The 11,581-nt window shown below is 64.1% G+C and carries 12 protein-coding genes; 10 read left to right on the top strand and 2 right to left on the bottom strand.

The window, feature by feature from the left end; all coding sequences use genetic code 11:
* Positions 1 to 235: 235 nt before the first annotated feature.
* The 6 genes from QZ186_RS10245 to QZ186_RS10220 all read left to right on the top strand — a co-directional run bounded on the left by QZ186_RS10245 (position 236) and on the right by QZ186_RS10220 (position 6,362).
* Positions 236 to 793, top strand: a complete 558-nt coding sequence (locus tag QZ186_RS10245; RefSeq protein ID WP_296416678.1) for a response regulator transcription factor — start codon at positions 236 to 238, stop codon at positions 791 to 793.
* Positions 794 to 2,860: a sensor histidine kinase gene (locus tag QZ186_RS10240; protein ID WP_296416677.1), complete on the top strand. Its 2,067-nt coding sequence runs from the start codon at positions 794 to 796 to the stop codon at positions 2,858 to 2,860.
* Between the two features lie 48 nt (positions 2,861 to 2,908).
* Positions 2,909 to 3,448 carry a hypothetical protein gene (locus QZ186_RS10235; protein ID WP_296416676.1) on the top strand — a complete coding sequence of 180 codons (540 nt, stop codon included), beginning with the start codon at positions 2,909 to 2,911 and terminating at the stop codon, positions 3,446 to 3,448.
* A gap of 30 nt (positions 3,449 to 3,478) precedes the next feature.
* Positions 3,479 to 3,730, top strand: coding sequence for a hypothetical protein (locus QZ186_RS10230; protein WP_010315097.1), 252 nt, complete (start codon positions 3,479 to 3,481; stop codon positions 3,728 to 3,730).
* Between the two features lie 84 nt (positions 3,731 to 3,814).
* Positions 3,815 to 5,164, top strand: a complete 1,350-nt coding sequence (locus QZ186_RS10225; protein WP_296416675.1) for an aldehyde dehydrogenase family protein — start codon at positions 3,815 to 3,817, stop codon at positions 5,162 to 5,164.
* 85 nt (positions 5,165 to 5,249) lie between these two features.
* A complete protein-coding gene (locus QZ186_RS10220) occupies positions 5,250 to 6,362 on the top strand; it encodes a LysM peptidoglycan-binding domain-containing protein (RefSeq protein ID WP_296416674.1) in 1,113 nt (370 codons plus the stop codon).
* Here QZ186_RS10220 and QZ186_RS10215 read toward each other — a convergent pair whose 3' ends face one another.
* Together QZ186_RS10215 and QZ186_RS10210 are read right to left on the bottom strand one after the other, a co-directional pair.
* Positions 6,363 to 7,847 carry an ATP-dependent DNA helicase RecQ gene (locus tag QZ186_RS10215; protein ID WP_296416673.1) on the bottom strand — a complete coding sequence of 495 codons (1,485 nt, stop codon included), beginning with the start codon at positions 7,845 to 7,847 and terminating at the stop codon, positions 6,363 to 6,365. It abuts the gene before it with no gap.
* 10 nt (positions 7,848 to 7,857) lie between these two features.
* Positions 7,858 to 8,901, bottom strand: coding sequence for a hypothetical protein (locus tag QZ186_RS10210; RefSeq protein WP_010315089.1), 1,044 nt, complete (start codon positions 8,899 to 8,901; stop codon positions 7,858 to 7,860).
* A 110-nt stretch (positions 8,902 to 9,011) separates the two neighbouring features.
* On the opposite strand from QZ186_RS10210, the gene QZ186_RS10205 reads away from it, so the two are divergent.
* From QZ186_RS10205 to mtnC, 4 genes are all read left to right on the top strand, one after another.
* A complete protein-coding gene (locus tag QZ186_RS10205; RefSeq protein ID WP_010315087.1) occupies positions 9,012 to 9,221 on the top strand; it encodes a photosystem I reaction center subunit IV in 210 nt (69 codons plus the stop codon).
* 108 nt (positions 9,222 to 9,329) lie between these two features.
* Complete coding sequence (locus tag QZ186_RS10200) at positions 9,330 to 10,187, top strand: DNA-formamidopyrimidine glycosylase (protein ID WP_296416671.1); 858 nt, start codon at positions 9,330 to 9,332, stop codon at positions 10,185 to 10,187.
* 13 nt (positions 10,188 to 10,200) lie between these two features.
* Positions 10,201 to 10,839: a methylthioribulose 1-phosphate dehydratase gene (mtnB, locus tag QZ186_RS10195; RefSeq protein ID WP_296416679.1), complete on the top strand. Its 639-nt coding sequence runs from the start codon at positions 10,201 to 10,203 to the stop codon at positions 10,837 to 10,839.
* Between the two features lie 3 nt (positions 10,840 to 10,842).
* Positions 10,843 to 11,581, top strand: a 739-nt coding sequence (gene mtnC / locus QZ186_RS10190; RefSeq protein ID WP_296416670.1) for an acireductone synthase, incomplete at its 3' end; no start/stop codon positions are given.

Here is an 11,581-nt window from a genome sequence, read left to right as displayed (position 1 = left end):
GACAAGTCAAGCGGCACCAGACTTGTCACCCCACCGGCTCTCAAGCCGGTTTTTTATTGCAATGACCCGCACGCGGGCCAGATCAGGGGCCCCAGTGATACACATTTCAGCCGATACCTTGATGAAGAACCACAAGATTGGCGAGCGGCTTGAACGTGCTGGTTGGTAATTTTCAACCACGAATCCGTCGGCCTTCTTGAGCGGAACACCCCCACAATCACTGCGTTGCTTGATCGTGGAAGACCAGCTGATGTTTCTGCAGCTGTTGCGCTCGCTGCTGGAAGCCATGGCCGGCATTGAAGTGATCGGCTCAGCGACCAGCTGCCAAGAAGCCCTAGAGCTCTGCGAGCAGGATCCGCCCGACCTGCTGGTGCTCGATCTCGCCCTGCCGGATGGTGAGGGATTGGACGTTGCCCGGACCCTGCATCGGCGGTCGCCAGAGTCCAAGGTTGTTGTGCTCTCTGGCCAGGCCTCCAGCTTTGTCTGTCCGCCTGAGCTCCTGAGCCAAATCTGCGGCGTTGTGGACAAGACAGCCGCCTTCCAGCAATTGCATCAGGTTCTCGAGCAACTGGTGCCGCAACCCATCACAACGCTGACACCGCGCCAGCAGGAGATCTATGCCCTGATTGGCCGAGGTCTCAGCAATAAGGAGATCTCGAAAGAGACCGCCCTATCGATCGCCACGGTGGAAACCCACCGCAAAGCCATCGCCCAGAAATTGGGACTCTCTGGCGCCGAACTGGTGCACCAAGCCTCGCGGCTCGCCCCCCTCACCATTGCCCAAGACACCTAGATGGCTCCACGTCACTTGCTGAGCACCCCCAGAAAACTGGCCAATCGGCTGGCCCTGCTGAGCGCGCTTCAGCTCGTGCTCGTCGGAGGCAGCCTCAGCGTGCTGAGTTTCGCCATCGGCCGACGCAGCGGCCTGGAGATCAGCGAGACCTACCGCCAAAACGCCTCGGTGGTGGAACTCTCGACGCGTCTCTCCCGCAAGCTCAGCTACCCCCGCTGGATCAACACCCTCAACCTCGCCTGGCTGGAGCAAAACCCAGGACGTGTTTCGGAGTATGCGGCGATGGCCGAGCGCTTCTGGAACCAGATGCGTGCCTTCCCCGTGGATTACATCAACTACGGCGGAGCCGACGGCCGTTTCATCGGCATGGAGCGCGGTGATGACGGAGAGCTACTGCTCAACGAAGACACCAGTCTCAGCGGCCGGGGCTCGATGTCTGTCTATGCCATGAAGCAGGGACAACGGGGTGAGCTGCTGGAGCGCATTCCAGGCATGACCGAGACCCACGAGGAAGCCTGGTACACCGACACGGCCAAAGCAGGCAAACCCCTCTGGAGTTCGATTTACGCCTGGGAAGACCAGCCCGAGATTTTCTCGATCTCCTACAACGCGCCCCTCTTTGGAGCCAACCGCAACCTGCTTGGGGTGGTGGGGGTCGACATGGTTCTCTCCCAACTGAGCACCTGGCTCGAGCAGGTCTGGAAGGGCCGCGATGGCTTGGCCTTGATCGTGGAGCCCGACGGCACCCTGGTGGCGAGCTCAAGACCCAGCCAAACCCTCAGCCGCAGTAAGGGCCAGGTGGAGCGCTCCCGATTGGCCGCGCTGAGCGACCCGATGGCGCAAGCCCTCCATCAACGGCTCAAGGGGGGAGCCAACGGCAAACCCGAGCGCGCCCAAATCGATGGCCATCCCTATTCCCTGGTGGCCACGCCCTGGGGCACCGATGAAGGACTGAATTGGATCCTGCTGACCAGCCTCACGGTGGAGCCCGGCACGGCCGCTGCTGACCGGGACGCCCTAATCGCCTTGCTGGCCTCAGCCGGAGCCTTGGCCGGAGCGGCAGCCCTGACCAACAGACAGATCCGCAGCCTGCTCTATCCCTTACGCCAGCTCGAGAGCACCTCCGAGCAACTCAGCCAGAAGCTCAGTCAAGCCACATCACAACTGCAGCCGGAGAGTTTGCAGTTCCACAGCGGCGTGACCGAGCAGTCCGGAGAAGAACTGGTCTCTCTGGATGGAGCCCTACGGCAACTGGTGGATGGCTACAACCGCCTCACCAGCGAGCTGAGGGAACGGGAAGCCAGCCTGGCGGAAGCGCGAGAGAAAGAGCGCTACCGCGATGCCCAAACCCTGGCACTGCTGAAAGACAAGTTGCGCAGCAGCCTGCAGGCTGCTGCCGTGGCCCACGAAATCAATCAACCGCTCAGCGTCTTGCTGCTCAACAGCCAGCTGCTGATCAAGCAAACGGAGAACGTCGACCTCAGCGCGCTCCCCAGCGGCTGGAAGCAACAGGTGGAGGGCATTCGCCACGAAGCCGATCGCGTCGTGCTCACGATCGAGAAGATGCGTGCCCTGCTGAGGAACGTCCAAACAGAGCATCAGCGCCTGAACCTGCGGGAGATCAGCCAGAGCGCCCTGCTCTACGCCCGCTCGGGGGGCAGCACGGCCCGCGTGGCCATCGACAGCATGGCCCTGGAACGCGAGGACGCCCCCGCCTGGATTGAAGGCGATGCGGTGCAGATCCAAATCGCGATCGTCAACCTGCTGCGCAACGCCGCCGAGGCCCTGATCGACGCCCAGACTGCCAAGCCCTGGATTGGCATCAGCATCGAGGCCCAGGGGGATCAGTGGTGCCTGGACGTCGCCGACAACGGACCGGGCCTGCCGCAAAGCCTGCTCGATCAACTCCCCCTGCAAACCAGCAAAGCCAGCGGCAGTGGCCTGGGGCTGTTTGTGGTGCAAACCACCATGGAGAACCACAGCGGCCAGCTGGACGTTGCCACCAGCCCCCAAGGAGGCGCCTTGCTGCGGCTGCGCTTCCCTGCCCTACCCAGTTCTGGGGATTGATCAGACCTACAGGGGTCATGCACGGTACGCATACCTCGGGGTCAAGGCTTGGCGGACCTACTGCTGGAAGGGATCCCGGTGCTGGATCTGCTGGAGATCACCAGCAGCACGACCGCCGTGGCCCAGCGAATCCAGCGCGACCAGAGCTCGGTCTCTCGGATCTACCGCCATGTCAGCCAAGTCCTGAATCTGGACTTCCAAAAACGGAGCAACGGCCTCTATCAAGCCCAAGCCAATCAGCCCTTGCTGGCGAGCCTGCGGTTGGCCTCACAGCAGATGCGTCTGGCTCTGATGCCGAGCCAACTGCGCTGGCTCCACAGCCTCGATGAGCCATTGCTGCTGGGTGACCTCGGCCTGCGGCTTCCCCCAGCGCTGCCCCTGACGGGCAGCCGGCAGCCCGAGCGCTTGGCCGCACTGCTGGAGGGGCGACTCCTGGATCTTGTTCTGCTCAGTGAGCCCCCTCTTCTGCCAGCCTCAAGCGCGCTGATCAGCCGGCCGGTGGCCGGAGAACGGATCTACGCACTGCTTCGTCAGGACCTCATCCAAACCCCTGCCATTCAGCAGGTGCTGGATCTCCAGAGCCCATGAAATGCTGAACAAGACCGGGGAGCTCTAGGGATGCTGAAGTCGATCGCACTGCGCCGGGTCTTGATCTATTTCGGGCTGAGCAGCGCGGGCGTTGCGGCGGTCAGCCAACTGGAATTGGATCAACGCAGCGCGGGCGTGATCTATGTGCCGATGTTCATCGGCATCTATGTCCTCTCCCGCTGGATTGAATCCAAGCTCTCGGCCACCCCTCCGTCCGTGAGCCCCGAGGCGGACTCCGAACTCCCCAGCAAGGGCTTCATGGCGAAGTCACCCAAGCCCTAACCACGGGATTTCCGCCGCTGTCCATAGGGTGTCTCAAGCCCTGCCCGTCCATCTGTGCTCCAGCTGACTACCCCCATCGCTGCGATGCGTCAGCTGGTTGTGGGTGGAACCACCCGCCCGCTGCAGTGGCGCCTCGAGCAACTGGATCGACTCGATGCCGCCCTCAGCGCCCACAGCGACGCCGTCCTGGAGGCCCTGGCCAAGGACCTGGGGAAGCCTGATGTCGAGGCCTACTTCGAGGTCGTCGCCGTTCGCCAGGAGATCAGCCTCTGCCGCCGGCAGCTACGGCGCTGGATCGCCCCCAAAAAGGTCAGCGTTCCCCTGAGCCAGCGGCCAGGTCGCGCGGAAGTGATCGCTGAACCCCTGGGCTGCGTCCTGATCATCGGCCCCTGGAATTACCCGTTCCACCTGGCGATTCAGCCCCTGGTCAGTGCCCTAGCGGCCGGGAACACCGCCATCCTCAAACCCTCGGAGCACGCACCGGCAACGGCCCAGCTGATCAGCAGCCTGATCGGGGAGGCCTTCCCGCCCGAGATCGTCCAGGTGGTCCAAGGGGATGGGAGCACCGCCCAGGCCCTACTCGCTGAGCGGTTTGATCACATCTTTTTCACTGGCGGAGAGCGCATCGGGAAGCTGGTCATGGCCGCTGCAGCCCAGCACCTCACCCCCATCACCCTGGAGCTTGGGGGCAAGAGCCCGGCGGTGGTCCTCAGGGATGCAGACCTCGAGGTCACCAGCCGCCGGTTGGTCTGGGGCAAATGCCTGAACGCCGGGCAAACCTGCATCGCCCCGGACTACCTGCTGGTGGAGCGCAGCGCCCGGACGTCACTCATCCAGGCCCTGGGCGAGCGCCTCACGGCTTGCTTTGGCGAGGAGCCTCTGGACTCCAGCGACCTGGCCTCGATCGTCAACGAGACGCAATACAACCGGCTCAGTGCCCTGCTGGAGCAGGCCCGAGAGCGGGGCCAGATCCTGCTGGGCGGAACCTGCGACCCGGAACGCCGGCGAATCGCACCAACCGTGATCCAGGTGAACGATCGCGAGGACCCGTTGATGCAGGAGGAGCTCTTCGGTCCCCTGCTTCCAATCCTCGAGGTGGATGGATTGGAGCAAGCGATCGAGTGGATCAACCAACGCCCCAAACCGCTCGCTCTCTATTTATTCAGCAGCTCCCAGCAGCACCAAGAGACGGTGCTCAACACCACCAGCTCCGGTGGTGTCTGCTTCAACGATGTGGTGATGCAGGTCGGGGTTCCCGAACTCCCCTTCGGCGGCGTCGGCGCCAGCGGCATGGGGGCCTATCACGGCAAGGCTGGCTTCGACACCTTTTCCCACCAGCGCAGCGTTCTGCGCCGGCCCTTTGCCCTGGATCTGCCGTTCCGTTATCCCCCCTACGCCGGACGACTCCCCCTGATGCGACGGCTCCTGGGCTGAAGCCATTTCCATGCCTTATGGGAGGGGGACTGGCGCCCGCCTCCAGGCCCCGTATGGTGCGCCCAGTCGACCGTTGTTAAACCCAATGCGCCGCCGCTCTGCCGCCGCTTTAGCCCTGGCCCTTCTGCTTCCCCTTCCGGGGTTGGCCGGCGAGGTGGTGGTCAAGCGCGGTGAGACCCTCTCCGAAATCGCCGATCGCTACGGGACCACGGTCAATCGGCTGATGGAGATGAACGGCCTGCGGGATGCCAACGACCTCTGGGCCGGCAGCCGCATCAAGGTGCCGGGCAACGTCTACAGCGGTGGGGGATCGGGCAACTACACGGTCAAAGCGGGCGAGACCCTCTCTGAAATTGCCGATCGCTACGGCACCAGCGTCGACCGCCTGGTCCAACTCAATGGCCTGCGGGATGCCAACGACCTCTGGGCTGGCAGTCGTATCCAGGTGCCTGGCGCCAGCGCCCGCCCGCGGGTGGCCGTGAACAAAAACGCCAAGACCCACCAGGTGCAACCCGGCGAGAGCCTCTCCTCCATCGCCGATCGCTACGGCGTTTCGATGCAGCGCCTGATCGCCATCAACGGCATCAGCAACCCCAACCAGGTCATGGCCGGCAGCACCCTGACCCTGCGCGCCGCCAGCAAGCCCAAACCCAAGCCCAAGCCCGCTGCTCCTGTTGCCGCCAAGCCGAAGCCAAAGCCCGCAGCAGTGGTGGCCGCCAAGCCAGTGAAAAAGGCTGAGCCCGTTGCGGCCAAGCCTGAACCCGCCAAGACCGAAGTCGCCAAAGCTGAACCGGTGAAGGTCAAGCCCTCGGTGGCCACCACCGTCGCAGCAACAACCGTGGTGACCCAGCCCGAGAAGAAGGCTGAGCCCGTCAAGGCTGAAGCCGCCAAACCAGCGGTTGCCAAGGCCGAGGTCAACAAAACCCAGGCATCGAGCACAACCGCCGCGGGCAGCACGCCGGACTGGCGCAGCTATGGCCCCCTGCAGGTGGATTGGGCCAATTGGCAGGCCATGGGCGGCAGCTACGTGGCCCCAAGCCTCAACAGCGAAGGGCAGCCCCTCTACCTGGCGATCAACTGCAACGCCAAGCGCCTGAATGCCACCGGTCAGTCGGGAGCCTGGAAGACCTGGGATGCCCCCCAGAGCGACTTTGAGCAGCGGCTGATCACCGACCTCTGCAAGGCCAAGCCCGGCTGATCAGGCCGCCAGCTTCAGGGTCCAGGGCTGGCGCAGGAAGCGGCGGCCCGCAGGCCTGAGCCAGAGGCGCTGACTGCCGTCATCGCTTTCGCTGATCAGGTCCTCCTGCACCAGGCGCCGCGCTAACCAGCGCCACTGATCGACCTCATCCCCTTCGGCCTTGGCCAGGTCCTCGCCGAGGCTGCGCAGGTCCACACCGCTGCGTTGGTCCAGTTGCTCCAGCACCTGGGAGGCCATCTCAGACCAGTCCCGCACCCGCGGGGCCTGGCTGCAACGATCGCAGCGACCGCAGGGGGGAACCAGCTCCCCCACCGAGAGCAGCAGGGCCTGCTCACGGCAGCCCGCCCCCTCGGCAACCGCCTCCATCCGCCGCAGCTTCTGCTGGGAGAGCTCTGCGCGGGTGCGGTCCTGCGGATCCCCGGATTCCTCGGCCGAGGAGCGAATGGCCCAGGCCAGGCTGGAGCGGTCCTCGGGGTCAAAGAGCACGATGCAGCGTGCGGGCAGGCCATCACGGCCGGCGCGGCCGGACTCCTGGAGGTACCCCTCGGTGCTGGCCGGAAGATCCAGGTGCAGCACCAAGCCCACATCCGGCCGATCGACACCCATGCCAAAGGCCACGGTGGCCACCAGGACGGGCATCTCGTGCTCCTGGAAATGGGTCAAGGCCAGGGCACGACTCTCTGGATCCATACCGGCGTGATACGCAATCGCCTCGACTCCGCTGTCGCTGAGGCGCTTGGCCCAGCTCTCCACAGACCGCCGGGTTCGGGCATAGATCAGGACCGCTCCGCGCGCCTCCTCCAGCGCCTTGAGGACCTCCGGCAGGGGGTCCGCCGGACGACGGCGCATCACATAAGACAGGTTGTCGCGCCGGGCTGAGCGCACCTGAATCAGGGGACGCCGCAGCTCCAGCAGGCGAATCAGATCGGCGCGGACCCGGGGGGCTGCGGTGGCACTGAGGGCCACCACCGGAACCCCAGGGCAGAGCCGGCGCAACTGACCCAGGCGGCGGTAGTCCGGGCGGAAGTCATGGCCCCAGGCACTGATGCAGTGGGCCTCATCAATGGCCAGCCCGACGAGTTTCCCCTCCTCGTGAATCTCCTCCAGCAAGCGCCGGGTGGCCTCCACCTGGAGCCGTTCGGGCGCCAGATAAAGCAGGCGCAGGCGATTGCTGCGCACCCGCTGCAGCAGGTCCCGCCGGCGCATGGGATCCAGGCCGCGGTGCAGGCAGGCCGCTGGAATGCCCCTTCGCTGCAGGTGTTGCACCTGGTCCTCCATCAACGCCACCAGGGGCGAGATGACCAGCACCAGACCCTCCCGGACCAAGGCTGGAAGTTGATAGCAGAGGGATTTCCCCGCACCGGTGGGGAGCACCGCCAGGCAGTCCTGGCCAGCGAGCATCGCCTCAATCACCGGGCGCTGGCCAGGGCGGAAGGCAGACCAGCCGAAGTGCTCCTGGAGGGCGGAGTCGAGGGAATCGCTCATCAGGCGGATCTCAGCCGGCCTGTGCCAGCACCGCGATCGCCGGAGCCTCAAGCTGATCGGGGGATTCCTCCACCAACTGCAAGCGCACGCGCTTACCGCCGGCGAGTTCCCCGAGGGAGACGCGCATGGTGTTGCCGCTGAGGGTTTGCAGGGCGGTCAGCAGCTCCCGCAGGTGGGGAGTGCTGCTGCCGCTCTCGACCCAGAGGCGCTCCTGAAGACCGTTGAGGCGGCGCCAGCTGGTGTGGAGCTTGAGGACCGCCGATTCCAGGGCCTGGGCTTGCCCAACAGCATCGGAGAGCAGTCCAAGGGCATCAAGGCGCAGGGCCTCCTGCATCGCCTTATCGAGATCCAGCTCCCCCTGCTGGAAGGCCCGAACGGCCAGGCCGGCTTCCGAGGCTTTGCTCAACCAACGGGCGGTGCTGGTGACGTCCTTGACCCGCTCGAGCTCGGGCTCTTCACGCAGAACCTTGCGGAGATCCTCCTGCTGGTCGTCGGGCAGTTTGGCCAGCTCCTTCACCAGGGGGGCAACGGCCTTGGGAGGAAGCAGATTGTTCGCCGTACGTTCCCGAATCTCTTCCGGCAGGAGCGGGCTGGTGGCTGCCGTGAACTCGTCGGTGAGTTGACGCACCTGTTTACGGGTGATCTGCTGGCCGTCATTGGCGGCCTCACCGATCATCAACTGCACCTCTGGATCGGACTGGGCCGTCTCCATGAAGGCCCGCTTGGAGAAGTTGTTGACGCTGGTCTCCTCCAGGACCCCCTCCCCGAGCATGTGATCGGCGGATTCGGCCAGCTGAATCAGGGCGTAGGCGCGGGTTTTGCTGATTTCCTGTTCCCGCAACCACTGCAGGAAGCCGCCCCCGCGGGTGTCGCCGCCACGGCGCTCCCGGTCCCGCACGCTGCGCAGGATCCGGCCCCGCCAGATTTCGGTCTGCAGGTCAAAGCGATCACAAATGGCCCAGGCCTCCTCAATGCGGGCCAGGAACTCCATCGAGCTGATGCTGTCGCTTTCGGGATCAGGCAAGTCGAGGCTGAAGGAGGGGGCCTCGGCCATGGGGAAACGCTCAGTGGAGGTCGATGGTGCCACGTTTCGTGACGGGCTGGCTTTGGGGACTCCCGCTACGGGTAAATTCCCAATGACAGCCACCCCTTTACAGCGCAGCGATGGCCATCTCCCGCGGTGACAAGGTGCGCATCAAGCGTCCTGAGTCCTACTGGTTCAACGATGTGGGCACCGTTGCCTCCATCGACACCTCCGGCATCCGTTACCCCGTCGTGGTGCGCTTCGAGAAGGTGAACTACAACGGCGTCAGCGGCTCCGAAGGCGGCATCAACACCAACAACTTCGCCGAGAGCGAACTCGAGAAGGCCTGATCCAGGCGCTCAAGATCTCGCAGTGATCCCCGGCCTGGGTTCAGGTCGGGGATTTTTGCTGTCTGGTCTGCGTGGCAATCTGTGGCCACCAACGGTCAGGGATCACGGGTGCCAGAGCTCCCCGAAGTGGAAACGGTGCGCCGCGGACTCGAACGCCAGACCCGCGGCTTCACGATTGAGCGGGTCGAGGTGCTGCGGGCCCGGGCCATTGCCGCTCCCCCGGTCCCCGCGCAGTTCTGCTCCGCCCTGGAGGGATGCAGCGTCGATCAATGGATGAGACGCGGCAAATATCTGATGGCCAGCCTGAAGCGAGCGGGGGCCGACGCCGGGCACTGGGGCGTGCATCTGCGGATGACCGGTCAGTTCCTCTGGATGGAGACCGCCAAGGAACCCTGCAGCCACACACGCGTGAGGTTCTGGAATCCCGAAGGCCAGGAGCTGCGCTTCGTGGATCTGCGCAGCTTCGGTGAGATGTGGTGGGTCCCCCCCGGTGAACCACTCGAATCGGTGATGACGGGGCTGAGGCGCCTTGGCCCAGAACCCTTCAGCGCGGCCTTCACGCCCCAGTACCTGCGGCAGAAACTCAAAGGGTCATCGCGGGCCATCAAGACGGCACTGCTCGATCAGGCCCTGGTGGCCGGCGTGGGGAATATCTACGCCGATGAGTCCCTGTTCATGAGCGGCATCGCGCCTGAGGAGCGGGCTGGATCGCTCAAGCTCAAGCAGTTGGAGCGGCTGCACGGCGCCTTGGTGGAGGTGCTGACCACCAGCATTGGGGCAGGCGGCACCACCTTCAGTGATTTCCGTGACCTGACGGGAACCAATGGGAACTACGGCAATGCCGCCTGGGTCTACCGCCGCACCGGCGAGCCCTGCCGGGTCTGCGGCACGCCGATCCGTCGTGACAAGTTGGGCGGCCGCAGCAGCCACTGGTGCCCCTCCTGCCAGGGTGGAAGAACCCCCTGAGCGGGACGCGACGATGCCCGATGCCAACACCACAGCCCTCGCCAAGGCCCTGTGCGGAGCGATGGCTGAGATCCATCGGCGGGGCTGGTGCGACGGGACGGGCGGCAATTTCAGCTGTCTGCTGGATGGGGACCCCATTCGCCTGCTGATGGCTCCAAGCGGAGTGCACAAGGGGGCGGTTGCTCCGATCGATCTGATTCAGGTGAACCGGGAAGGGCATGTGGTGCTGGGCAATGGCAAAGCCAGCGCCGAGACCGCCCTGCACCTGGAGATCGTGAAAACCTGCGGAGCCGGTGCAGTGCTGCACACCCATTCGCAGGCCGGAACGCTCCTCTCCCAGTGGGCCCTGAAGAGCAAACAGGGCAAGCTCGAGCTGAGCGGCCTGGAGATGCTCAAGGGGCTGGATGGCATCAACACCCACGACTGCTCCGTGGAGGTCCCTGTCCTGGCGAACAATCAGAACCTCTCTGAATTGTCAGCGCAGGCCAGACCGCTGCTGAGCAACGCCCCCCAGGGACTACTGATTGCCGGACACGGGCTCTATGCCTGGGGACGCAGCCTGGGCAGTGCGATGCGTCACCTGGAGATCCTGGAGTTTCTACTGGAGCAGCGCTGGAGGCAACTGCTTCTCGAGGCAATCCTGGCCAAATAAATGATGACCGTTACGCACATCCTTCTTGATATCGAAGGGACAACCTGTCCCGTGAGCTTTGTCGCCGAGGTCCTCTTTCCCTATGCAAGTTCCTCACTCGAGCGTTATCTCGAGGAACACCAGGACGAAGCCGAGATCAAAAGCTTGCTTCAAGGCGTAGAGATGGCATGGAAAGAGGATGTCCACCCCGAGGCCATTGCCCTTCTCGAAGAACAAGGACAAGACTCTCCGATCGGAATCAAGGCGGTTGCGCAATACCTCAAGCAACTGATTGCAAGAGACATCAAGCTGACCGAACTCAAGGATCTCCAGGGAAGAATCTGGCGATCGGGCTATGCGTCAGGCGAACTGATCGCACCACTCTTCCCTGATGTTCCTGAGGCACTGGAGCGCTGGCATGTGCAGGGATTCACCCTGGCGGTGTATTCCTCTGGTTCCGTTCCTGCACAACAACTTCTCTATGGCCATTGCCAGGCAGGAGATCTCAGGCCTCTGTTCCAGCACTGGTTTGACACCAAAACGGGAATCAAACAAGCGAAGGAGAGCTATCTGATGATTGCCAAATCCATGGGGACTGCCCCGTCGGATGTCCTGTTCATCAGCGATGCACTACAAGAACTGGAGGCAGCGGATGCAGCGGGGATGAAGACACTGTTCAGCGATCGAGAGGGCAACCCAGCACGGGATGCCGGACGCTTTGCGAGGATCAGTGATTACAGCGGACTGAACCCTGGCGATGAGA

Source organism: Vulcanococcus sp. DEBay_Sum29NL08_54, assembly GCF_017859255.1.
In the GTDB taxonomy this organism is placed as follows: domain Bacteria; phylum Cyanobacteriota; class Cyanobacteriia; order PCC-6307; family Cyanobiaceae; genus Vulcanococcus.
This window is presented reverse-complemented; position numbering and strand designations above follow the sequence as displayed.

What these genes read in the sequence shown, in the direction of transcription:
- QZ186_RS10240 (WP_296416677.1), top strand. Translation starts at nt 794, where the DNA reads ATGGCTCCACGTCACTTGCTGAGCACCCCCAGAAAACTGGCCAATCGG.
- QZ186_RS10230 (WP_010315097.1), top strand. Translation starts at nt 3,479, where the DNA reads ATGCTGAAGTCGATCGCACTGCGCCGGGTCTTGATCTATTTCGGGCTG.
- QZ186_RS10225 (WP_296416675.1), top strand. Translation starts at nt 3,815, where the DNA reads ATGCGTCAGCTGGTTGTGGGTGGAACCACCCGCCCGCTGCAGTGGCGC.
- QZ186_RS10220 (WP_296416674.1), top strand. Translation starts at nt 5,250, where the DNA reads ATGCGCCGCCGCTCTGCCGCCGCTTTAGCCCTGGCCCTTCTGCTTCCC.
- QZ186_RS10215 (WP_296416673.1), bottom strand. Translation starts at nt 7,847, where the DNA reads ATGAGCGATTCCCTCGACTCCGCCCTCCAGGAGCACTTCGGCTGGTCT.
- QZ186_RS10210 (WP_010315089.1), bottom strand. Translation starts at nt 8,901, where the DNA reads ATGGCCGAGGCCCCCTCCTTCAGCCTCGACTTGCCTGATCCCGAAAGC.
- QZ186_RS10205 (WP_010315087.1), top strand. Translation starts at nt 9,012, where the DNA reads ATGGCCATCTCCCGCGGTGACAAGGTGCGCATCAAGCGTCCTGAGTCC.
- mtnB (WP_296416679.1), top strand. Translation starts at nt 10,201, where the DNA reads ATGCCCGATGCCAACACCACAGCCCTCGCCAAGGCCCTGTGCGGAGCG.